The organism is Phenylobacterium sp. RIFCSPHIGHO2_01_FULL_69_31 (genome assembly GCF_001824475.1).
Lineage (GTDB): Bacteria > Pseudomonadota > Alphaproteobacteria > Caulobacterales > Caulobacteraceae > Phenylobacterium.
Genome location: NZ_MHXN01000034.1, coordinates 134291 through 156097 on the forward strand (window position 1 = coordinate 134291; position 21807 = coordinate 156097).

Annotated in this window: 23 protein-coding genes and 1 other RNA gene; 11 read left to right on the forward strand and 13 right to left on the reverse strand. The window is 69.8% G+C overall.

Annotation, left to right across the window (positions count from 1 at the left end):
• The first annotated feature begins 42 nt into the window (after positions 1 to 42).
• Positions 43 to 330 carry a co-chaperone GroES gene (groES, locus tag A2790_RS19060; RefSeq protein WP_293361936.1) on the forward strand — a complete coding sequence of 96 codons (288 nt, stop codon included), beginning with the start codon at positions 43 to 45 and terminating at the stop codon, positions 328 to 330.
• 49 nt (positions 331 to 379) lie between these two features.
• The gene (gene groL / locus A2790_RS19065) at positions 380 to 2029 is read left to right on the forward strand and encodes a chaperonin GroEL (protein WP_293395018.1); all 1650 of its coding nucleotides are present in this window, start codon (positions 380 to 382) and stop codon (positions 2027 to 2029) included.
• Between the two features lie 67 nt (positions 2030 to 2096).
• Here the strand turns inward: groL and A2790_RS19070 are convergent, their stop codons facing one another.
• Positions 2097 to 2447 carry a phage holin family protein gene (locus A2790_RS19070; protein WP_293395096.1) on the reverse strand — a complete coding sequence of 117 codons (351 nt, stop codon included), beginning with the start codon at positions 2445 to 2447 and terminating at the stop codon, positions 2097 to 2099.
• A gap of 184 nt (positions 2448 to 2631) precedes the next feature.
• On the opposite strand from A2790_RS19070, the gene A2790_RS19075 reads away from it, so the two are divergent.
• Complete coding sequence (locus tag A2790_RS19075; RefSeq protein WP_293395020.1) at positions 2632 to 4377, forward strand: ATP-binding protein; 1746 nt, start codon at positions 2632 to 2634, stop codon at positions 4375 to 4377.
• A 122-nt stretch (positions 4378 to 4499) separates the two neighbouring features.
• Here A2790_RS19075 and A2790_RS19080 read toward each other — a convergent pair whose 3' ends face one another.
• From A2790_RS19080 to ssrS, 3 genes are all read right to left on the reverse strand, one after another.
• Entirely contained in the window at positions 4500 to 5336 is an 837-nt protein-coding gene (locus A2790_RS19080; protein WP_293395022.1) for a TIGR00282 family metallophosphoesterase, read from the reverse strand.
• Positions 5333 to 5908, reverse strand: coding sequence for a 5-formyltetrahydrofolate cyclo-ligase (locus tag A2790_RS19085; protein ID WP_293395024.1), 576 nt, complete (start codon positions 5906 to 5908; stop codon positions 5333 to 5335). Before A2790_RS19085 ends, A2790_RS19080 begins: the two co-directional genes overlap by 4 nt.
• A gap of 24 nt (positions 5909 to 5932) precedes the next feature.
• Positions 5933 to 6094, reverse strand: a non-coding RNA gene (gene ssrS / locus A2790_RS19090) — 6S RNA.
• A 69-nt stretch (positions 6095 to 6163) separates the two neighbouring features.
• Between ssrS and A2790_RS19095 the strand changes: the two genes are divergently transcribed.
• On the forward strand, positions 6164 to 7300 hold the full coding sequence (locus A2790_RS19095) for a serine hydrolase domain-containing protein (RefSeq protein ID WP_293395026.1): 1137 nt from the start codon (positions 6164 to 6166) through the stop codon (positions 7298 to 7300).
• A gap of 59 nt (positions 7301 to 7359) precedes the next feature.
• Entirely contained in the window at positions 7360 to 8397 is a 1038-nt protein-coding gene (locus tag A2790_RS19100) for a fatty acid desaturase (RefSeq protein WP_293395028.1), read from the forward strand.
• Here A2790_RS19100 and zapA read toward each other — a convergent pair.
• Together zapA and A2790_RS19110 are read right to left on the reverse strand one after the other, a co-directional pair.
• Positions 8394 to 8726: a cell division protein ZapA gene (zapA, locus tag A2790_RS19105; RefSeq protein ID WP_293395030.1), complete on the reverse strand. Its 333-nt coding sequence runs from the start codon at positions 8724 to 8726 to the stop codon at positions 8394 to 8396. The genes A2790_RS19100 and zapA overlap by 4 nt on opposite strands.
• A gap of 5 nt (positions 8727 to 8731) precedes the next feature.
• Positions 8732 to 9007: a DUF4164 family protein gene (locus A2790_RS19110; protein WP_068878460.1), complete on the reverse strand. Its 276-nt coding sequence runs from the start codon at positions 9005 to 9007 to the stop codon at positions 8732 to 8734.
• Positions 9008 to 9166: 159 nt separating this feature from the next.
• Here A2790_RS19110 and tkt point away from each other — a divergent pair, with 159 nt between their 5' ends.
• Both tkt and purT read left to right on the forward strand, forming a co-directional pair.
• Positions 9167 to 11113: a transketolase gene (gene tkt / locus A2790_RS19115; RefSeq protein ID WP_293395098.1), complete on the forward strand. Its 1947-nt coding sequence runs from the start codon at positions 9167 to 9169 to the stop codon at positions 11111 to 11113.
• An 81-nt stretch (positions 11114 to 11194) separates the two neighbouring features.
• Positions 11195 to 12394: a formate-dependent phosphoribosylglycinamide formyltransferase gene (gene purT / locus A2790_RS19120; RefSeq protein WP_293395033.1), complete on the forward strand. Its 1200-nt coding sequence runs from the start codon at positions 11195 to 11197 to the stop codon at positions 12392 to 12394.
• A gap of 73 nt (positions 12395 to 12467) precedes the next feature.
• On the opposite strand, the gene A2790_RS19125 is transcribed toward purT, so the two are convergent.
• Together A2790_RS19125 and A2790_RS19130 are read right to left on the reverse strand one after the other, a co-directional pair.
• Positions 12468 to 13490: a glycerophosphodiester phosphodiesterase family protein gene (locus A2790_RS19125; RefSeq protein ID WP_293395035.1), complete on the reverse strand. Its 1023-nt coding sequence runs from the start codon at positions 13488 to 13490 to the stop codon at positions 12468 to 12470.
• 16 nt (positions 13491 to 13506) lie between these two features.
• On the reverse strand, positions 13507 to 14301 hold the full coding sequence (locus A2790_RS19130; protein WP_293395037.1) for an inositol monophosphatase family protein: 795 nt from the start codon (positions 14299 to 14301) through the stop codon (positions 13507 to 13509).
• Positions 14302 to 14377: 76 nt separating this feature from the next.
• Between A2790_RS19130 and A2790_RS19135 the strand changes: the two genes are divergently transcribed.
• The gene (locus tag A2790_RS19135) at positions 14378 to 14791 is read left to right on the forward strand and encodes a GFA family protein (protein WP_293395039.1); all 414 of its coding nucleotides are present in this window, start codon (positions 14378 to 14380) and stop codon (positions 14789 to 14791) included.
• Here A2790_RS19135 and thiE read toward each other — a convergent pair.
• The 4 genes from thiE to A2790_RS19155 are packed head-to-tail and all read right to left on the reverse strand — an operon-like array spanning position 14788 to position 18015.
• Positions 14788 to 15435: a thiamine phosphate synthase gene (thiE, locus tag A2790_RS19140; RefSeq protein WP_293395041.1), complete on the reverse strand. Its 648-nt coding sequence runs from the start codon at positions 15433 to 15435 to the stop codon at positions 14788 to 14790. The genes A2790_RS19135 and thiE overlap by 4 nt on opposite strands.
• 24 nt (positions 15436 to 15459) lie before the next feature.
• Positions 15460 to 15606, reverse strand: a complete 147-nt coding sequence (locus A2790_RS19145; protein ID WP_156467284.1) for a hypothetical protein — start codon at positions 15604 to 15606, stop codon at positions 15460 to 15462.
• Complete coding sequence (gene cydB, locus A2790_RS19150; RefSeq protein WP_293395045.1) at positions 15590 to 16618, reverse strand: cytochrome d ubiquinol oxidase subunit II; 1029 nt, start codon at positions 16616 to 16618, stop codon at positions 15590 to 15592. The genes A2790_RS19145 and cydB overlap by 17 nt, the downstream gene beginning before the upstream one ends.
• The gene (locus A2790_RS19155; RefSeq protein ID WP_293395047.1) at positions 16615 to 18015 is read right to left on the reverse strand and encodes a cytochrome ubiquinol oxidase subunit I; all 1401 of its coding nucleotides are present in this window, start codon (positions 18013 to 18015) and stop codon (positions 16615 to 16617) included. Before A2790_RS19155 ends, cydB begins: the two co-directional genes overlap by 4 nt.
• A 199-nt stretch (positions 18016 to 18214) precedes the next feature.
• Between A2790_RS19155 and A2790_RS19160 the strand changes: the two genes are divergently transcribed.
• The 3 genes from A2790_RS19160 (at position 18215) to A2790_RS19170 (ending at position 20767) form a co-directional block, all read left to right on the forward strand.
• Entirely contained in the window at positions 18215 to 18400 is a 186-nt protein-coding gene (locus tag A2790_RS19160; RefSeq protein ID WP_068877723.1) for a (2Fe-2S)-binding protein, read from the forward strand.
• A 143-nt stretch (positions 18401 to 18543) separates the two neighbouring features.
• On the forward strand, positions 18544 to 19026 hold the full coding sequence (gene bfr, locus A2790_RS19165) for a bacterioferritin (protein WP_293395053.1): 483 nt from the start codon (positions 18544 to 18546) through the stop codon (positions 19024 to 19026).
• 82 nt (positions 19027 to 19108) lie between these two features.
• Positions 19109 to 20767: an MFS transporter gene (locus A2790_RS19170; RefSeq protein WP_293395056.1), complete on the forward strand. Its 1659-nt coding sequence runs from the start codon at positions 19109 to 19111 to the stop codon at positions 20765 to 20767.
• 20 nt (positions 20768 to 20787) lie between these two features.
• On the opposite strand, the gene A2790_RS19175 is transcribed toward A2790_RS19170, so the two are convergent.
• A complete protein-coding gene (locus A2790_RS19175; protein WP_293395059.1) occupies positions 20788 to 21738 on the reverse strand; it encodes an alpha/beta hydrolase in 951 nt (316 codons plus the stop codon).
• Positions 21739 to 21807: the final 69 nt, after the last annotated feature.

A 21807-nucleotide genomic window follows, 5' to 3' on the forward strand; every position in this document is an offset into this window, starting at 1 on the left:
CGCAATTTGCACCGTTTCGAACGGAAATTAGAGAGAGAACACATGGCGTTTCGTCCCCTGGGAGATCGCGTCCTCGTCAAGCGCGTCGAGGAAGAAGAAAAGACCAAGGGCGGGATCATCATCCCCGACACCGCGAAGGAAAAGCCGCAGGAAGGCGAAGTGATCGCCACCGGCCCCGGCGCGCGTGACGATTCCGGCAAGGTTCAGCCTCTGGACGTCAAGGCCGGCGACCGCATCCTGTTCGGCAAGTGGTCCGGCACCGAGGTCAAGCTCGACGGCCAGGACCTGCTGATCATGAAGGAAAGCGACATCCTGGGCGTCGTCTCGTAACCGAGACCCGCGCGCCCACACCCTGAAATTCTAGGAAAGAGAGTCAGCCATGGCTGCCAAAGACGTCTATTTCGCCTCCGACGCGCGCGACCGCATGCTGCGCGGCGTCAACACCCTCGCCAACGCGGTGAAGGTCACCCTGGGCCCCAAGGGCCGCAACGTGGTCATCGAGAAGTCCTTCGGCGCCCCGCGCTCCACCAAGGACGGCGTCTCGGTCGCCAAGGAAATCGAACTGGCCGACAAGTTCGAGAACCTGGGCGCCCAGCTGATCCGCGAAGTCGCCTCCAAAACCAACGACAAGGCCGGTGACGGCACCACGACCGCCACGGTCCTGGCCCAGGCCATCGTCGTCGAGGGCCTGAAGTCGGTCGCCGCTGGCATGAACCCGATGGATCTCAAGCGCGGCGTCGACAAGGCGGTCGCCAAGGTCGTGGAAGAGATCAAGAACTCCTCCAAGAAGGTCACTACCAACGCCGAGATCGCCCAGGTCGGCACCATTTCGGCCAACGGCGACACCGAAGTGGGCGAGATGATCGCCCGCGCGATGGAAAAGGTCGGCAACGAAGGCGTCATCACGGTTGAAGAGGCCAAGACCGCCGAGACCGAGCTCGACGTCGTCGAAGGCATGCAGTTCGACCGCGGCTACCTGTCGCCCTACTTCATCACCAACGCGGAGAAGATGGAGGCCGACCTCGAAGAGCCGCTCATCCTGCTCTTCGAAAAGAAGCTCTCCTCGCTGCAGCCCCTGCTGCCGGTGCTGGAAGCGGTGGTCCAGTCGGGCCGCCCGCTGTTGATCATCGCGGAAGACGTCGAGGGCGAAGCGCTGGCCACCCTGGTGGTCAACAAGCTGCGCGGCGGCCTGCGCGTCGCGGCCGTCAAGGCTCCGGGCTTCGGCGACCGCCGCAAGGCCATGCTGGAAGACATCGCCATCCTGACCGGCGGCCAGCTGATCTCCGAAGACCTGGGCATCAAGCTCGAGAGCGTCACCCTCGACATGCTGGGCAAGGCCAAGAAGGTCACCATCACCAAGGACGACACCACGATCGTGGACGGCTCGGGTGACAAGGGCGACATCGAAGGCCGCATCTCCCAGATCAAGAAGCAGGTCGAGGACACCACCTCGGACTACGACAAGGAAAAGCTGCAAGAGCGTCTGGCCAAGCTGGCCGGCGGCGTCGCGGTGATCCGCGTCGGCGGGGCGACCGAAGTCGAAGTGAAGGAAAAGAAGGACCGCGTCGACGACGCCCTGAACGCCACCCGCGCTGCGGTGGAAGAAGGCATCGTCCCCGGCGGCGGCGTCGCCCTGCTGAAGGCCAGCCGCGTGCTGGACGGCTTCAAGGGTGACAACGACGACCAGGAAGCCGGCGTCGCCATCGTCCGCCGCGCCCTGCAGGCCCCGATCCGTCAGATCGCCGAGAACGCCGGCGTGGAAGGCTCGATCGTGGTCGGCAAGGTGCTGGAGAACAGCGCGGCCACCTTCGGCTTCAACGCCCAGACCGAACAGTACGTCGACCTGGTGCAAGCCGGCGTGATCGACCCCGCGAAGGTCGTCCGCACGGCCCTGCAGGACGCCGCCTCGGTGGCCGGCCTGCTGATCACCACGGAAGCGGCCATCGTCGAAGCCCCCAAGAAGGGCGGCGGCGGCGCCGGCGGCATGCCGGGCGGCGGCATGGGCGGCATGGGCGACATGGACTTCTAAGTCCGGCGCACAACGCTTCGAAGACCAGGGCGGGATCGAAAGATCCCGCCCTTTTTCGTTGCCCGGCTCAGCGGCGGTCGTCGCGGATCGCCATGCCGCCGATCCAGCTCGCGACGCCCGTGACGATGGCCGCCAGCACGCCGGGGATCAGGCCGTCGACCGTGAACCCGCGCAGCAGCCAGGCGACGAGGCCGATGGTCGCCGCGTTCACCACCAGCAAGAACAGGCCGAGCGTCAGGATCGTCAGCGGTAGGGTCAGGATCACCAGCACCGGCCGCACCAGGGCGTTGACCACCCCCAGCAGGATCGCCGCCAGGATCAGGGTCCCGGTGTTCGAGACATTGACTCCGGGCACAATGGCCGAGGCCGCCCAGAGGCCGAGGGCGGCGAACACGGCCCTCACAAGGAACTTGGCCAGCATCTGATCTCCTCCGCGGTCCGTATTCCAAAGCCTAGCTTGCGGGAGGCCGTGCGAAAACGTGCGTCTCACGTAACAAGCTTCGCCGAAACAAGGGTCCGTTCATGTTTGCGGGGCAGAGTGCTGCGACAGCCTGCCGCACTGGGGAGCGCGGCGGACCTGTTCGGATAGGGGATGTTCCGTCGTGATCGCGAGGGCGTGGAGCCTGCTGGATGATCGTCTGGACGCCGTGGCCGCCACGGCGCGCCAGGTGTTCGGCGTCCGCATGGCCGTGGGCTGCGGCGCGGCGCTGCTGACCGCCTATGTCTATGGCCCGGCTTGGGGCGGCGGCTGGTTCGCGGCCTTCGCGGCGGCCGAGGCCTGGACCCGGTTCATGACCTGGCCGGTAGGGCGCGGCGAGGCCATGAGCCGCCGCCAGCGCGCGGCCTACATGGTCTCGATGTTCGGCTCGAGCGTCATTTGGGCGAGCCTGGCCGCCCTCTACTGGTTCGAGGGGCAGGAGCCGTTCCGCCTTGCCGCCATGGCGATCCTGGCCGGCATGATGGTCCACGCCCAGGGGTTCTCGTTCCGATCGCCCGCGGCCCTCGCGGCGCTGGGATCGACGCCGGCGATCATGTGGTTCGTGCTGCCGGTGGGCTTCGGCGGCTTCAGCGGCTCGCCGCTGGTCACCCTGACCCTCGGCCTGGCCATGCTGCTCTGCTACGTGGCCGCCAGCGCCCGGGCCAACATGCGCACCGCCTCCGCCCTGGCCGACGCGCAGCGCACCGCCGAGGAGGCCAACGAGGCCAAGTCGGCCTTCCTCGCCATGATGAGCCATGAGCTGCGCACGCCGATGAACGGCGTCCTGGGCATGGCCCGGGCGTTGCAGCGGACGCCGCTGGACCCACGCCAGCAGGGCTATGTGGACACCATCCTGCGCTCGGGCGACGGCCTGATGGCCATCCTCAACGACGTGCTGGACATCTCGAAGATCGAGGCCGGCCGGATGGACCTTGAGGTCGGCGCCTTCGACCTGAAGGTGCTCGGCGACCAGGCGGTCGAGCTTTGGTCCGAGATCGCCCGCTCCAAGGGCCTGGACCTGATCTGCGACGCGGCCCCCGACCTGCCAGCCCTGGTGCTGGGCGACGAGACGCGGGTGCGCCAGATCGTGCTGAACCTGATCTCCAATGCGCTGAAGTTCACCGAGACCGGCGGCGTGACCCTGCGGATGCGGGCCGCGCCGGCCGCCGACGGCGACGGCGGGGTCGAACTCGTGGTTTCCGACACCGGCATCGGCATGAGCCCCGACCAGCTGCAGGCCCTGTTCCGCCCCTACGCCCAGGCCGACGCCTCGACGGCGCGCAAGTTCGGCGGCACCGGCCTGGGCCTGGCTATCTGCCGCAAGCTCTGCTCGATGATGGGCGGCGAGATCGGGGTGGAGAGCCAGCCGGGCGACGGCTCGTCCTTCCGGGTCTGGCTGCCGCTGCCGGAGGCCGAACCACAGGCCGCGGAGACGGCCGAGCCGGAAACGCTGCCGACGCTGCGGATTCTCGTGGCCGACGACAATCCGATCAACCAGGCGGTGGCCCGGGCGGTGCTGGAGGCGGCCGGCGCCGACGTGGAGTGCGCCTCCGACGGCGCCCAGGCCCTGGAGCGCCTGCGGGTCGAAGCCTTCGACGTGGTGCTGATGGACGTCCACATGCCGATCATGGATGGCATCGAGGCGGTGGGCCGGCTGCGCGACGGCCAGGCGGGCCGGCCCGACACGCCCGTGGTCGCCCTCACCGCGGACGCCATGCCGGGCGAGGAGGCGCGGCTCAAGGCCCTGGGCTTCGACGCCCTGCAGCACAAGCCCGTGCAACCCGCGGCCCTGATCGGCGCTATCGCGGACGTGCTGAACGCCCGGCCGTCGGCACCGGCGGCGAAACCGAACTCAGAAGCGGCCGCCTGAGGCGCGCCACAGGCGCGGTTTCAGGCTGCAGAAGACGCATAAGGACGCAGAGCGCCCCGGCCGCTCGGCCATCTGCGTTCTTCTGCGTTCTCTGCGGTTTGAATCTATCCGGCGCGGCCGCGCTAGCCTGCAACCGTCTCCAGGCTCGGAACGGTCTGGCTCAGGCGCCCGCCGATGCGGATCGGCTCGATGCGGCGGGCAAGGCCGGTCGCGGGGTCCGTCTCCACGAACACGCCGCACACCGTGGCCGGTCCCTCGGCGGGACGGTAGCGGCCGCCGGAGATGCGGGTGGTGAAGCGGCGCAGGGGCTCGTCCTTCTGGTTGCCGATCACGCTGTCGTAGTCGGCGCAGGCCCCGGCGTCGGTCTGGTAGGCGGTGCCGCCGGGCAGGACTTGGGCGTCGGCGGTGGGCACGTGGCTATGGGTGCCGACCACCAGGGTCGAGCGGCCGTCGCAGAAATGGCCCATGGCCATCTTCTCCGAGGTGGCCTCGGCGTGGATGTCGACCACGATGGCGTCGGCCACGGCGCCCAGGGGGCAGGCTTCCAGCTCCTTGTCCACGGCGGCGAACGGGTCGTCGAGGGCGTCCATGAACACCCGGCCCAGCAGGTTCACCACCAGGATCCGCTTGCCGTCCGGCGTGTCGAAGAGCTGCGACCCTCGGCCCGGGGCGGCGGCCATGGGCGGATAGTTCAGCGGCCGGATCAGCCGCGGCTCGCGGACGATGTAGGTCAACGCCTCCTTCTGGTCCCAGGAGTGGTTGCCCAGGGTCAGGCAGTCCGCGCCCGCCTCGAACAGCTCGTTGGCCGTGGCCTCGGTGATGCCGAAGCCGGCGGCGGCGTTCTCGGCGTTGATGATGACGAACTCCAGGCCGAGGGCCCGGCGCAGGCGCGGCAGGTGCTCGGCCAGGCCCTCGCGGCCCGACCGGCCGACCACGTCTCCGAAAAAGGCAAATCTCATCCGCGGTCCTTAGCGAATTCCAGGTAGCCCGTCTCCGTCAGGATCGCGTCGAGCCGCTGGTCATGCGGCTCCATGGGGATTTCCGGCAACTCCTGCCCCGAATAGGCGAGGCCGATGACGAACACCGGCTTCACCCGCCGAAGGGCCTCCAGCGTGCGGTCGTAGTGGCCGCCGCCCTGTCCCAGCCGGCCGCCCCGACGGTCGAAGGCGAGCAGCGGCGCGAAGACCACGTCTGGCAGCACCGCCTCGGCCTCGGCGCTCGGCGCGGGGATGCCCAGGGCGTCCGGAACCAGGGTCTGGCCGGGCCGGTAGCGGCGGAACACCAGGGCGCCGTCGCGCGCCTGCGCCGCCGGCAAGGCCACGCCGTCCGCCGGAAGCCGGGTCCGCAGCGGGGTGGGATCCAGCTCCGAGCCGGCCGGGTGGTAGAGCGCGAACAGCCTCACTCCGGCCCGCCCGTGCCCCGGCCACAGCGCCGCGGCCCGCTCGGCGGCGTCGGGCGTCTCGTCCGCCAGGCGGCGGCGAAGGCTGCGCAATTGCGCCCGCAGGGCCGGTTTGTCGGGAATGGCGGTCACGCGCCTCCATAGCGCAAGACGAGTGGCGGCGCCGCGAGAGCCGTGAAGGACTGTTTCATTCCCTCGACCTGGATAGACCAGGTGGGCGCCGTGTGCCCGAAACCACGGTCGCGGGCAGGGACAGCTCCCTATGAGTGAATTAAGGTCGCTGGAATATGTCGCCTTCGACGAGAGCCGCAGCAGGACCCGCCGAGAGCTAAGGTAGGCTTTCGCAGGCCCGGTCTCAAGCGGCGCCGCGGCGACGAGGGGGAAACGATGACGCAACAGCCCATTCAGGCCCTGCTGGCCGACGCCGTGACCCGGGGCGTCGCGCCCGGTCTCTCGGCGGCCGTGGTGCGCCCGGACGGACAGATCCACACGTTCACCGCCGGCGCGCGCGGCGCGGCCGATCCCGCGCCAATGGATCCGGAGACGGTCTTCTGGGTCGCCTCCTGCACCAAGGCGATCACCACCGCTGCGGCGCTGGAGCTGGTGGCGCGCGGCGCGCTCGACCTGGACGAGCCGGTGGGCCGGCGCCTCGCTGCGCTGGCCGAGCCGTCTTTGCTCGAGGGCTTCGACGCCGAGGGCGCGCCGGTCCTGCGCGCCGCCCGCAAGCCGGTGACCCTGCGCACGCTGCTGAGCCATACCTCGGGCCTCGCCTACGATTTCAACAGCGCCGAGACCCTCCGCTTCCTGGAGCATCGCGGACAGAGCCTGGGCTCTGCCGGGGGCCTTGGCCTGCCCCTCGTCTTCGAGCCGGGGGAGCGCTGGTGCTATGGCGTGGGGATCGACGTCGCCGGCCTGCTGATCGAGGCCGCGACTGGCCGGTCCCTGGGCGAGGCGCTGTCCGAGATCGTCTTCCGCCCCCTGGGCATGGACGACACGACCTTCGACCCGACGCCCGAGCACAACGCCCGGCGGGCCGGGCTGCACGCGCGGCTGCCGGACGGCCAGCTCCTGCCGATCGACCCGATTCCGCCGCTGCCGGCCGATCTGCGGGGCGGCGGCGGCCTGTGCTCCACACCTAAGGACTACGCGAAGTTCCTGCGCGCCGTGGTCCACGGCGGCGGCGGCGTCCTATCGCCTGGCGCCTTGGCGGGCCTGTCCACCAGCCAGACCGGCGCGGCGGGCGTCGGCGAGATCCAGAGCGTGATGCCGCACGTGTCGTCCGACTACCGGCCCATGCCCGGCGTGCGAAAAGGGTTCACCTTCGGCTTCCTGCAGAACCACGACGCCTTGCCCGGCGGCCGGGCGGCCGGAAGCCTCAGCTGGGCGGGCCTGCCAAACTGCTACTACTGGGCCGACCCCGTCAGCGGCGTGGCGGGCGCCTTGTTCGCCCAGTCGCTGCCCTTCGCCGATCCGCGCGTCCTGGAGGTGTTCGACGCCTTCGAGCGCGCCGTCTACGCGTCCTAGCCGCACAGCCCGCGCATTCGCACTTGGGCGGAAGGCCGCGCGGCCTTACATCGGGGCCCTTGAACGCGCACGCCGACATCTCCGGACCCAGCTTGGCGCGCCAGGCCAACGATATCGCCCGCGACCTGACGCGCGCGAACCCGCGGGTCTATTGGCTGGACCTCGCCGTCACCGCGGCCGTCACCTGGCTCAGCCTTCTGATCGCGGTCACCAGCGTCTCGACGGGCTGGGCGGTCGCCGCCGGCGCCGTGTGCATTCTCAGCCTCTACCGCGGGATCAGCTTCATCCACGAGCTGACCCATCTGCGGCGCGACGACGTCCCGGGCTTCCACATCGCCTGGAACATCCTGATCGGCGTGCCCTTCCTGACGCCGTCGCTGCTGTACGAGGGCGTGCACGTCCTGCACCACGCCAAGGACCGCTACGGCACCGCCCGCGACCCGGAGTACCACCCGCTGGCCCGCCGCCCGCCGCATGAGCTGGCCGTCTTCCTGGGGATCGCCCTCCTGGCGCCCGTCGGCACGGTGCTGCGCTTTGCGGTGCTGGCGCCGATCAGCTTCCTCGTCCCGCCGTTCCGCCGGTTCGTGGTGGCCAAGACGTCCGGCATGGTCATCAACCCCGGCTTCTCGCGCGAGGACTTCGAGCGCGCCCGCAGCGCGCCCTGGCTCGCCCAGGAGATCGCTTCCTGGCTCTGGAGCTGGACGGTGATCGGCCTCGCCGTCGCCGGGGTGATCCCCTGGCGGGCCCTGGCCATTGCCGCGGCGATCTTCGCCCTGATGACCTTCCTGAACCAGCTGCGCACCGCCGTCGCCCACTATTGGGAGAACGACGGCGAGCCGATGGCCCCGCTGGACCAGTTCCTCGACAGCGTGAACGTGCCGCCGCCCGCCCTGCTGCCGTTCCTGTGGGCGCCCGTGGGGCTGCGCTACCACGCCCTGCACCACCTGATGCCGCGCCTGCCCTACCACAACTTGGGGGTCGCGCACCGGCGCCTGGTCGAGGCCTTCCCGGCCGACCACGTCTACCGCCGCGTCGAGCAGCGCGAGCTGTTCCCGGCGTTGCGCCGGCTGATCGCGCGGATGCGCGGGTCCCGCTAGGCTCCCTCGGCGGCCAGCTTCTCGATCTTCGAGGCCGCCGCTTCCAGGGCGCTGACCGCCTTGGTCTCCACCCGCGCCCGGTCGGCCTGCAGCCGGCCAACCTCGACCTGCAGGGCCGCCAGCCGGTTGCGCGCGTCCAGCAGCTCGTCGGCCAAGAGCAGCCCGCCCATCAGGAAGAGGCGCGTGTCGCCAAGCTGGCCCATGTCCTGACTGATCTGGCGGACCTGCTGATCGAACAGTTTGGCCAGGTCCTGCAGGTGCGTCTCCTGCCCATCCTCGCAGCCGACCGCGTAGGGGCGGCCGTTCACCTCGACGTTCACCTGGGCCATGGGCTTTAAGCCTCCGTCGCCTGGCCGTTCAACGCGGCCTTGATTTCCTGGATGGCGCGGCCGAGCGCGGCGGAGGCCTGGGCGCCGGCCTCTTCCAGCTCGCGCTCGCGGGCCCGGGCCGCGTCGAGCTCGGCGGCGAGATTGGAGCGGTCCTGGTCGAAAAGGCCGCCGGCGTCGGCGCTCGCCGCCTTCAGCCGCTGGCCGAGCCGCTGCTCCAGCACATGGAGTGCGTTCTCCAGCCGCTTGGCCGCCAGGTCCAGGGCGCTTTCGCCGCCGTTCATGCGATCCTCCGAAGCCGTCGGGACATCTATACCCGTCCGGGTGAGTCTCGCGAAATAGAGGGGCCATTTCTTGACCCTGCCGCCCTCGCGTGCGAGGCCGCCGCGCAATTGCCTCGCCACGAAGAGACCGATCCGACGATGTCCGCGCCCACCAAGCTCATGGCCGACGCCATCCGCGTCCTCTCGATGGACGCCGTCGAACAGGCCAACTCCGGGCATCCCGGCATGCCCATGGGCATGGCCGACGTCGCGACCGTCCTCTGGTCCAAGTTCATGAAGTACGACGCCTCGGCCACCGACTGGGCCGACCGCGACCGGTTCGTGCTGTCGGCCGGCCACGGCTCGATGCTCCTCTACAGCCTCCTGCACCTCACGGGGGTGAAGGGCGTGCCGATGCAGAGCCTGCGCGATTTCCGCAAGCTGGGCTCCAATACCCCCGGCCACCCCGAGTACGGCCACACCCCCGGCGTCGAGACCACCACGGGGCCCCTGGGCCAGGGCCTGGCCACCGCCGTGGGCATGGCGATGGCCGAGCGCAAGCTGGCCGCCCGCTTCGGCGCCGACCTGGTCGACCACCGCACCTGGGTGGTGGCTGGCGACGGCTGCCTGATGGAGGGGATCAGCCATGAGGCGATCAGCCTGGCCGGCCGCCTGAAGCTTTCCAAGCTGACGGTCCTCTGGGACGACAACGACATCACCATCGACGGTCACGTGGGCATCTCGGACGCCACCGACCAGATCGCCCGCTTCAAGGCCGCCGGCTGGGCCACGAAGCGCATCGACGGCCACGACGAGAAGGACATCAAGAAGGCGCTGGCCTGGGCGCTCAAGCAGGACAAGCCCTCGCTGATCGCCTGCAAGACCGTCATCGGCAAGGGCTCGCCCACCTTCCAGGGCACCCACGACGTCCACGGCAAGGCCCTGGGCAAGGACGAGGTCGCCAAGACCCGCGAGAACCTGGGCTGGCCGCACGAGGCCTTCACCGTGCCGGACGAGGCGCTGAAGCCCTGGCGCAAGGCCGGCAAGCGCGGCGCCAAGGACCGCAAGGCCTGGGAAACGCGCCTGGCCGCCTCGCCGCTCAAGGCCGACTTCCAGCGCGCCATGGCCGGCGAGCTGCCCGCCCACGCCTTCGAGGCCCTGGACGCCTTCATCGCCAAGGCCGCCGCCGACAAGCCCGCGGCCGCCACGCGCCAGCATTCCGGCGCGGTGCTGGAGCAGATCTTCGGCCAGATCCCGGAACTGGTGGGCGGCTCGGCCGACCTGACCGGCTCCAACAACACCTTCGTCAAGAACACCCCGATCTTCGACGCGCCGGACTACGCCGGCCGCTATGTGAACTACGGCGTGCGTGAGTTCGGCATGGGCGCGGCCATGAACGGCCAGGCCCTGCACGGTGGGGTGATCCCCTACGGCGGCACCTTCCTGGTCTTCACCGACTACGCGCGGCCGGCGATCCGCCTGGCGGCCCTGATGGGGATCCGGGTGATCCACGTGGGCACCCACGATTCCATCGGCCTGGGCGAGGACGGCCCCACCCACCAGCCGGTGGAGCACCTGGCCTCCCTGCGCGCCATGCCGAACCTCAACGTCTTCCGCCCGGCCGACGCGGTGGAGACCGCGGAATGCTGGAAGCTGGCGCTGGAAGCCAAGTCCACGCCCTCGGTGATGGCGCTGAGCCGCCAGAAGACCGCCGGCGTCCGCGGTGACGCGGGCGAGAACCGGTCGGCCCGCGGCGCCTATCAGCTCATGGGCGCCGGCCATCCGGCCCAGGTGACGATCTTCGCGACCGGCACGGAAGTCCCGGTAGCGCTGGCCGCCCGTGACCTCCTGGAAGCTGATGGGATCGGCGCCCGCGTGGTCTCGGTCCCCTGTTTCGAACTCTTCGAGGCCCAGCCCACTGACTACCAGGACGCCCTGATCGGCGAGACCCCGGTGCGGGTCGCCGTCGAGGCTGGCGTGCGCCAGGGCTGGGATCGCTTCATCGGCTCGGACGGAGCCTTCGTCGGCATGACCGGCTTCGGGGCCAGCGGCACGGACAAGGCCCTCTACGAACACTTCGCCATCACCGCCGAAGCCGTCGCCGCGGCGGCGAAGGCGAAGCTCTAACCTGCGCCGCAGGCGAGGATCCTTCCGGCAAGTTAAAAGCGGCGCTGGCGCGCCCGCGCGTCTCATCGAAAGGCCTCTCGAATGACCCGCCTCGGCACGCCCCTGTCCCCCACCGCCGTCCGGGTGATGCTCCTGGGGTCGGGCGAGCTCGGCAAGGAGGTGGCCATCGAGCTGCAGCGCCTGGGCTGCGAGGTGATCGCCGTCGACCGCTATGCGAACGCCCCCGCCCAGCAGGTAGCCCACCGCGCCCACGTGATCGCCATGACCGACGCGGCCGCCCTCCGCGCCTTGGTCGAGCAGGAGCGCCCGCACCTCATCGTCCCCGAGATCGAGGCGATCGCCACGGACGAGCTGGCCCGCATCGAGGCCGACGGCCTGGCCACCGTCATCCCCACCGCCCGCGCCGCCCAGCTGACCATGAACCGCGAGGGCATCCGGCGCCTGGCCGCCGAGGAGCTGGGGCTGCCCACCAGCGCCTACGCCTTCGCCTCCACGGAGGCCGAGCTGGCGGCGGCTGCGGAAGCGGTCACCGGTTTCCCCTGCTTCGTGAAGCCGGTGATGAGCAGCTCCGGCAAGGGCCAGTCCTACGTGGAGACGCCGGACCAGATCGCCGCCGCCTGGCGCTACGCGCTGGAGGGCGGCCGGGTCGAGCAGCCCCGCGTCATCGTCGAGGGCCGCGTGGACTTCGACTTCGAGATCACCCAGCTCACCGTCCGCTCCCTGCGCGACGGCGAGGTGGAGACCAGCTTCTGCGCCCCCATCGGCCACCGCCAGGTCAAGGGCGACTATGTCGAGAGCTGGCAGCCCCAGGCCATGACGCCGGCCGCCCTCGCCAAGGCCCGCGACATCTCGGCCAGGGTCACCGATGCGCTGGGCGGCCTGGGTCTCTTCGGTGTCGAGCTGTTCGTGAAGGGCGACGACGTCTGGTTCTCCGAGGTCAGCCCGCGCCCGCACGACACCGGCCTCGTCACCCTGGCCACCCAGCACCAGAGCGAGTTCGCGCTCCACGCCCGCGCCATCCTCGGCCTGCCCGTCGATACGACCCAGCGCGAGCCGGGCGCCAGCGCGGTGATCTACGGCGGCCTGGAGGCCAAAGGCATCGCCTTCGACGGCGTCGCCGAGGCCCTGGCCGTCCCCGGCGCCGACCTGCGCCTCTTCGGCAAGCCCGAAAGCTTCGAGCGCCGCCGCATGGGCGTCGCCCTGGCCCGCGCGGCAGACGTGGACGAAGCCCGCACCCGCGCCCGCAACGCCGCCGCCAAGGTCCGCCCTGTCGAGGGCTGACCGGCTCGCCCACCCGAATCGCTACCATCCCACCTTCGCGGCATGAGCCGACGACCGCCCGGCGCGAGTGCGTTCAGCCTCGCGCCTGGACCGCCAAGGCCGGGAAGTCGCTGAAGACGCCGTCGACGTGGGCGGCGTAGAGAGCTTTCAGGACCGCCTCGGCGTCGCCGTGGGCCGCTGGCCCCGGCCCGCGCTGCAAGGTCTTGGGCAGGAAGGCGTTTTCGGCGCGGACGGTCCAGGGATGGACGGCCATCCCCGCGGCGTGCGCCCAGCCGACCAGCCCGGTGGCCGCGCCCAGCGCGCCGCCCGCCGTCGGGACCACCAGGGGCCACTCCGGCCCGAGGCCCTCGGCGAAGGCGGCGATGGCCTTCACGCCGGCTTCGGACGTCACGTTCACTGGCGCCGGCCCCTGGCTGACCAGCATGACGCGGCGGCTCTGCACCAGCCTGCCGATGGTCTTCAGAGGCTCGACCTCGAAGCACTGGACGAACACCGGCGCCGACCGGGTCGCGAGCCCGTTCGCCTTCAGGGCGTCGGCCAGCCGCGCCTCGAGCGGCAGTCCGATCCCCGCGAAATAGGTGGGATGCTTCATCTCCGGGTAGGTCCCGATAGTCCGGCCCAGCCGCCGGCTCTCGGCCTTCGCCAGGTCCACCACCTCCTGGTAGGTGACGATCGTCTCCCGGCCGTCGAACGCCGCGCTGGCGGGGCGAAGGGCCGGCAGGCGCTCGCGGGCGCGCAGCGTCTTCAGCTCGGCCAGAGTGAAGTCCTCGGTGAACCAGCCGGCGACCTTTTCCCCATCGATGACCTTCTCGGCGCGGCGGGCGGCGAACTCGGGCCGGGCAGCGACGTCGGTGGTCCCGGAGATCTCGTTCTCGTGCCGCACCGCCAGGTGTCCGTCCTTGGTCGCCACCAGGTCGGGCTCGATGAAGTCGGCGCCCTGCGCGATGGCCAGGCGGTAGGCCATGAGCGTGTGTTCGGGCCGCTCGCCGCTGGCCCCGCGGTGGGCGATGACCAGGGGCCTCGTCTTCGGCGTGGCGAAGGCGGGCGCCGCCGCGGCGGCGAGGACAGTGGCGGCGAGGGTGCGGCGAGTCAGCATCCCCGCACCTTAAGCACTATTTTGCGGCAGCCAGGCGACTGACGATCTGGGGATGCAGGTCGAGGTTGGAGGCGACCACCGAACCCGTGCCCAGCACCGCATCGCCGCCCTCGGCGTCGGTGACCTTGCCGCCCGCCTCGGTGACCAACAGGACGCCCGCCGCCAGATCCCACGGCTTTAGGTCGCGTTCCCAGTAGCCGTCGTAGCGGCCCGCCGCGACCCAGGCCATGTCGAGCGCGGCCGAGCCGAAGCGGCGGACGCCCGCGACCCGCTGGGTCATCTGGTGCAGCTCCTTGAGGAACTTCGCGTGCTGGCCGTGGCCGAGGAACGGGATGCCCGTCGCCAGCACCGCCTCGTCCATCCGCTGGCGCGCGGCCACCCGCAGGCGGTGGTCGTTGACGAAGGCGCCCTTGCCCTTCTCGGCCCAGAACAGCTCGTTGGTGATCGGGTTGTAGGTGACCGCGGCCACCACAGCGCCCTCGCGCTCGAGCGCGATGTTGATGGCGAAGTGCGGGATGGCGTGCAGGAAGTTCGTGGTCCCGTCCAGCGGGTCGACGATCCAGGTGTGGGTCTTGTCGGTGCCCTCGATGAGGCCCCGTTCCTCGCCGTGGAAGCTGTAGCCGGGCCGAGCCTTCGTCAGCGCCTCGAAGAGCACCTGCTCGGCCTTCAGGTCGGCGGCAGAGACGAAGTCGGCGGGTGCCTTCTTGGCCACCTGCAGCTCGGCCAGCTCGCCGAAGTCACGGTTGAGCCCGCGCGCGGCCTTGCGCGCAGCGTCGCTCATCACCTTCAGAAGGGCGGATTGGGTGCTCACGGTTTCAAAAGATCTCGGGCGGGAATAGAGGGCGCGGAACCTAGTGTCGGCCCGGTACGAAAGCAAGGAGAGTCCGATGACGCAGGCGTTCGAGCGGGTCGCGTCCTGCTGGTGCGGCGACCTAGCCGTGACGATGCGGGGCGAGCCGATGCTGGTCTCCAGCTGCTGCTGCACCCGCTGCCAGCGCCGGACGGGAAGCTTCTTCGGCGTCACGGTCTACTTCCACCCGGACCAGATGGTCGCGCAGCGCGGAACCCCGTCCACCTTCCAGCGGCCGGACGGCGAGGCCAGGTTCCATTTCTGCGCCCGCTGCGGGTCGAACCTGTGGTGGTTCGTGCCCGACGACGACGAGGAGGTGCTGGGTGTGGCCGGCGGCGCATTCGCCGATCCGACGCTGCCCGGACCGCAGCGCATGGTCTACACCTCGACCCGGCACCCGTTCGTGCGCCCCCCCGACGGTCTGCCGGAATTCGAGGATGGCGCCGACTAGCGTTCGGCCACGCCCGCCGCGATCTCGGCGTTGAGCGCCTTCACCGCCGCGGTCGGGCCGTCGCCATGGCTCCAGACGCCGGCCGAAACGGCCAGGAAGTCCGCGCCGGCGGCCGCCAGGGCGCGGGCGTTCTCCACCGTGATCCCGCCGATGGCGACGCAGGGGATCAGCATGTCCGCCTGCCAGCCGGTGAGCAGCGCCGGTTCGGCACGGGTGGCGGCGTCCTTGGTGGTGGTGGGGAAGAAGGCTCCGAAGGCCACATAGTCCGCGCCGCCCTCGGCGGCTTCCATGGCTAGGTGCAGGCTGTCGTGGCAGGTGACGCCGATCATGGCGTCGGGGCCCATGATCCGGCGCGCCTCCGCCAGCGGCATGTCGTCCTGGCCGATATGCGCGCCGTCGCAGCCCAGCTTCGCGGCCAGGTCGGGCCGGTCGTTCAGGATCACGGCGACGCCGCGCGCCTGGGCGATGGGCATGAGCGCGTCGACGGCGGCGGCGATGATCTGGTCGGGGACGTCCTTCAGGCGGATCTGCAAGGCGGCCACGTCGCCGGCGTCCAGCGCATGGGCCAGGACGTGGCCGAACGCCGCCAGGTCGTCCAGGCGCGGCGGGGTGATCAGGTAGAGGCGGCAGAGCGGTAGGGCCATGGCCCTAAATACACACGCCGCGCCTCAGCGCAGCAGCATCTTCAGCGCATAGGCGATGCCGGCGCAGGAGAGCGCGCCGGTGAGCGACAGGCCGCCGAACCAGGCCAGGCGCTTCCACAGTGGCGCCAGGGCCTCGCCGCCCTCGGGCGGCGGCTCAATGATAGCCGGCATCCCCACTCCCCACCTTCCCGCGGAACAGCCAGTACACCCAGGCCGTATAGCCCAGGATCGCCGGCAGGAGGATGACCACGCCCACCAGCATGAGGCCCAGCGCATTGTCGGCGTTGGCCGCCTGCCGGAAGTCCATGTCGTAAGGCACGATGTTGGGGAAGAATCCCACGGCCAGGCCGATATAGCCGGAGAGGAAGACCAGGTAGGCGCCCATCAGCGAGGTGGCTTGATGGGCGCGCCGGATGCCCAGGATCACGACGCCCAGGCCCACGAGGCCGAGCAACGGGATGGGAGCCAGCGGGGCCAGGGTCGCCAGGTCGAACGCGCCGTTCTCGAACCCCCAGCGCGCGGCGATCCGCGGATGCGCTAGCAGGGTGGCCACGCTCACCACCGCGAGCAGCGCGGCCGTGGCCCCGGCCGAGATCCAGGCCCAGCGCCGGGCGCGGACCTGCAGCTCGCCCTCGGTCCGCCAGATCAGATAGGTGGCGCCCAGGAGGGTGTAGCCGGCCAGCAGCCCCACCGCGACCAGCAGGCTGTAGGGCGTCAGCCAGTCGAACGGCCCGCCGGCGAAGGCGCGTCCCTCCAGGGTCACCCCTTGGATGAAGCCGCCCAGAACCAGGCCCTGGGCCAGGGTCGCCGCGATCGAGCCGCCGGCGAAGGCCGCCGTCCAGAACGCCTTGCCGCGCGTCCGGCCGTGGTGGCGGAACTCGAACGCCACGCCGCGCAGGATCAGCGCCAGCAGCATCAGGATCACCGGCAGGTACAGCGCCGGCATCAGCGCGGAATAGGCGAAGGGGAATGCCGCGAAGAGCCCGCCGCCGCCGAGCACCAGCCAGGTCTCGTTCCCGTCCCAGACGGGTGCGATGGAATCCATCATCACGTCACGTTCCTGGGGCGAGGCCGCGAAGGGGAAGAGGATGCCGATCCCGAGGTCGAAGCCGTCCAGCAGCACGTAGAGAAGCACGGCCGTGGCGATGATGCCGGCCCAGATCAGCGGCAGGTCGAGGCTCATGGCGCCGCTCCCTTCGTTCCCGCCGCCAGCGGATTGCCCGGCGGCTCGTCGACCTCCTGGGGCGGCGTCTCGGGCCCCTCCGCGATCAGCCGCAGGATGTAGAGCACCCCGACGCTGAAGATCACCGCATAGATGACCATGAAGGCCAGCAGCGACGCCGAGACCTGGCCGGCGCCGACCGGCGAGACGGCGTCGGCGGTGCGCAGCACGCCGTAGATCACATAGGGCTGGCGGCCGACCTCGGCCACGACCCAGCCGGCGATCACCGCCACGAAGCCGGCGGGACCCATGGCCACCGCCGCCCGCAGGAAGGGCTTGCTGTACTCAGGTCCGCGGGTCCGCCACAGCAGCCACACGCCCCAGGCGCCCAGGCCGATCATCAGGAGGCCCAGTCCCACCATCACCCGGAACGACCAGAAGACGATGAAGACCGGCGGCCGGTCCTCGGGCGCGAAGGCCTTCAGGCCCTTGACCTCGGCCGATGCGCTGCCGGCGGTGATCAGGCTGCCCAGCTTGGGAATGGACAGCTCGAAGCGGTTGCCCTCGGCCGCGCGGTCCGGCCAGGCGGCGATGTGGAACGGCTGTTCCGTACGGGTCTCCCAGAACGCCTCGATGGCCGCGAGCTTCGCGGGCTGGACGCGGAGGACGTCCTTGCCGGACAGGTCGCCGACCAGAAGCTGCAGCGGCGCCACGATCGCGAACATGCCGATGGCCATGCGAAGCGCCAGGCGCGAGGCCTCTTCGTCCTGCGGCCCGTCCTGGCCCCACCGGCGCAGGATTCGCCAGGCCGAGGCCGCGCCCACCACCAGGGCCGTGGTCAGGTACGCGGCGAGCGCCATGTGGGCGAAGCGTTCCGGGAAGGTGGGCGAGAAGATCACCTGCCACCAGTCGACGGCGCGCAGCGTGCCGTCCGCCAGGGTCGTGAAGCCGGTCGGGTGCTGCATCCAGCTGTTCGCCGAGATGATCCAGAAGGCGGAGATGAGGGTTCCGATGGCCACCAGCGTGGTGGCGGCGAAGTGAAGGCCCGGACCGACCTTCTTCCAGCCGAACAGCATCACGCCCAGGAACGAGGCCTCGAGGAAGAAGGCGGTCAGCACCTCGAACGCCAGGAGCGGTCCGATCACCGGCGAGGCCACGGCCGAGAAGACGCTCCAGTTGGTGCCCAGCTGGTAGCTCAGCACCACGCCGGAAACCACGCCCATGCCGAAGGAGATCGCGAAGATCTTCACCCAGAACAGGTACAGCGCCTTGAACGCCTCGTTCCTGGTGATGAGCCACAACCCTTCCAGCACCGCCAGGAAGCTGGCGAGCCCGATGGTGAAGCTGGGAAAGATGATGTGGAACGCGATGGTGAACGCGAACTGCAGCCGCGAAAGTATCAGGGCATCGAGTTCCATCGCCGTCCCCGTGGCGCCGGCTCCCGGGTTTTCCAGAGGCCTGGTCGCTTCCCGGCGCCTAGAACGTCCAAGCTCGGCCGTTGGTCGCTGCGACATGCTGCCGCAGGCTTGAATGCATTCATCATTCCTTGCGAATGACTTGCAAACTTAGTCGCAAGGCGCTAGATCGAAAGCGTCAGCCAGGAGCCGGTCGCGCCCCATGTACGTCTGCAACTGCAATGGCATCCGTGAGCGCGAAGTCCGCGCCGCCATCGCGGCCGGCGCGTCCCGGCCCGCCCAGATCTTCAAGGCCTGCGACTCTGCGGCCCAATGCGCCCGCTGCGTCTGCGACATGCGCAAGATCCTGGACGAGGAACGCGAAGCCCTGCGGTTCGCCGCGGAATAGGTCGCTCTTCGAGCGAGCGAAAATCATTCGCAGGCAGATCTGCGGTTTTCTCAGCAACCGCAAATCACTCGCAGACATTGTCTTTGACACTCCATGCCCGCCAGAGGCATTCCCGCGTCTAGCGTTGTGATGGAGGCTCTACGGTGCAAGGCGACAAAGCGATCATCAGGCTGTTGAACGCGGTCCTCACCAATGAGCTGACGGCCGTAAATCAGTATTACCTGCACGCCCGCATGTACGAGAACTGGGGCTTCGCCCGGCTCGGCAAGATCACCTACGACGAGTCGATCGGCGAGATGAAGCACGCCGACAAGCTCATCAAGCGCATCCTGTTCCTCGACGGCCTTCCCAACCTGCAGGACCTGCACAAGCTCTCGATCGGCGAGTCCGTCGCCGAGGGCCTCGCCGCCGATCTGGGCGTCGAAGTCGGTGGCCGCACGACGCTCATCGAAGGCATCAAGCTCTGCGAGGCCTCCGCCGACTTCGTCTCGCGCGAGCTGCTGACCGAGATCCTCAGCGACACCGAGGAACACATCGACTTCCTCGAGACCCAGATCAGCCTGGTGAAGAGCCTGGGCGAGCAGAACTACCTGCAAAGCGCCATGGGCGAGCTGGCCGAGGGATAACACCCCGCCCAGGCGGGCGGGGCATTGCTACGCCCGCGAGCTTCGCCCTACGGTCCCGTCCCATAGTTGGTGGAGAGCGGGTATGGCGGCTGGGGTGGAGGAAGGCGCGCCGGCGCGGTCCGGGTCAAACGTGACGGTGGTCGCGGGCGCCTCGGTCGGCACGGTGTTCGAGTGGTACGACTTCTACCTCTACGGCTCGCTCGCCGGCTTCATCACCCAGCACTTCTTCTCAGGCGTGAACGAAGTCACGGGCTATATCTTCGCCCTGCTGGCCTTCGCCGCCGGGTTCGCGGTGCGGCCGTTCGGGGCCATCGTCTTCGGCCGGCTGGGCGACCTCTGGGGCCGCAAGAACACCTTCCTGGTCACCATGCTGCTGATGGGCATCTCCACCTTCGTGGTGGGCCTGCTGCCCAGCTACGAGACCATCGGCGTCGCCGCGCCCATCCTGCTGATCACCCTGCGCCTGATCCAGGGGCTGGCCCTGGGCGGCGAGTACGGCGGCGCGGCCACCTACGTCGCCGAGCACGCCCCGCCGGGCAAGCGCGGGCTCTACACCAGCTGGATCCAGACCACCGCGACCTTCGGCCTGTTCCTCAGCCTGATCGTCATCCTCCTGGTGCGGACCCAGATCGGGGAAGAGGCCTTCCGCGCCTGGGGCTGGCGGATCCCGTTCCTGGTGTCGATCCTGCTGCTGGGCGTCTCGCTGTGGATCCGCCTGCGGCTGAACGAGAGCCCGGTGTTCAAGCAGATGGTCGACGAGGGGAAGTCCTCGAAGCGCCCGCTGGCCGAAAGCTTCGGCGAGTGGGGCAACCTGAAGCTGGTGATCCTGGCGCTGGCGGGCCTGACGGCGGGCCAAGCCGTGGTCTGGTACACCGGCCAGTTCTACGCCCTGTTCTTCCTGGAGAAGATGCTGAAGGTCGACGGGGCGCTGACCAACACCCTGGTCGCCATCTCGCTGGCGCTCGGCACGCCGTTCTTCGTGCTGTTCGGCTGGCTGTCGGACAAGGTCGGCCGCAAGCCCGTGATCCTGATCGGCTGCGTGCTGGCTGCGCTCACCTACTTCCCGATCTTCAAGGCCCTGACCGCGGCGGCGAACCCGCAGCTGGCCCAGGCGACGGCGTCGGCGCCGGTTCTGGTCATCGCCGATCCCGCGACCTGCGCCCTGCAGTTCGACCCGGTGGGCAAGACCGCCTTCACCAGCGCCTGCGACATCGCCAAGTCGGCCCTCGCGGGCGCCGGGGTCTCGTACGAGAACCGCGCCGCGCCGGCCGGGACGGTCGCCGTGGTGGAGATCGGGACGGCGCGGCTCGCCAGCTTCGAAGGGACCGGCTTGCCCAAGGCTGAGTTCGACGCGCGGAAGGCCGCCTGGACGAAGGAGCTCGGCGGGCTGTTGAGCAACGCCGGCTATCCCCCCAAGGCCGACGCGGCGCTGGTGAACAAGCCGATGGTCGTCTTCCTGCTGTGGCTGCTGGTGATCTACGTGACCATGGTCTACGGCCCGATCGCCGCGGCGCTGGTGGAGATGTTCCCCGCGCGCATCCGCTACACCTCGATGTCGCTGCCCTATCACCTGGGGAACGGGTGGCTGGGCGGGTTCCTGCCGACCACGGCCTTCGCCATGGTGGCGGCCACGGGCAACATCTACTACGGCCTCTGGTACCCTATCGCGGTGGCGGCCTTCACCGCCGTCGTTGGCTTCTTCTTCGTCAAGGAGATGAAGGGGAACCCCATCGAGGCCTGAGGCTCCCCGTCCTCCGACGACTATTTGTTGACCGCCTGCCAATCGCGGCTCGTCTCGCGATCGGCGATGAAGGTGAGCACCGTGGAGACCAGCTCGGGCGAGAGGAAGATGTCGTAGTGCGTGCGGCCGGGCAGGATCGCCAGGCGGTTCTTCGACATGTGCTCGCGCTGCCAGCCGGCGTCCCTCAGGCCGCCGCCCAGCATCTGGAAGAATTTGATCTCGTGCTCGGGCCGGTACATGTCGCTGTCGCCGAAGACGAGCATGGTCGGCATGGTCAGCTTCGGCACGTCGGCGGAGAAGTCGTAGGGCTTCTGCATGTAGGCGCCGAGCGTATCCAGGAGCTTGGGGAAGTCCTGCGGGCGCGGCGCCACGGCCATGTACGAGACGTACATCGGCGTGTCCTTCATGAACGGCGCAGCCTGGGCGCTGACCTGGGCCTGCTGCTTGATCATGTCGGCGTAGAAGCCGTCCTGCGCGTAGCCGGCGGAGACCAGCACCAGCCTGTTTACCCGGCTCGGATTCTGGGCGGCGAATTGGAAGGCGACGCCGCCGCCCAGCGAGTAGCCCACCACGTCGACCTTGTCGTAGCCCAGCTTGGTCAGGATCGTCGCCATGTCGGCGCCCTGGCCCTCCAGCGTGAACGGCCGGTCGCCCAGCGCCGTGCGGCCATGACCCTGCAGATCCACGCCGATCACCGTGTGGCTGGCGGCCAGGTCGGCCATGACGGGGGCGAACATGTCGATCGAGCCCAGGCCGCCGTGCAGGAGGAGCATCGGCGGCCCCGAGCCGCGGACCTCGTAGTAGTAGGTGACGCCGTTCGCCTCGACGTGGCCGCTCTTGGCCGGCTTGGGCATGGCCGTCGGGCCCGTGGCGACGGCGGCTTGGGCGGGCGCCGCCTCGGCCACGACCGGCGCGACGACCAGCGTCGCCAGCGCGGCGCCGATGAGCAGGGGTTGCAGCAGCTTGGTCATCGTCTTCTCCATCCTCGGGCGACGGAGCGAGCCGCGCCTTTCCTGGTCCTAGGACGATGAAGGCGCGAC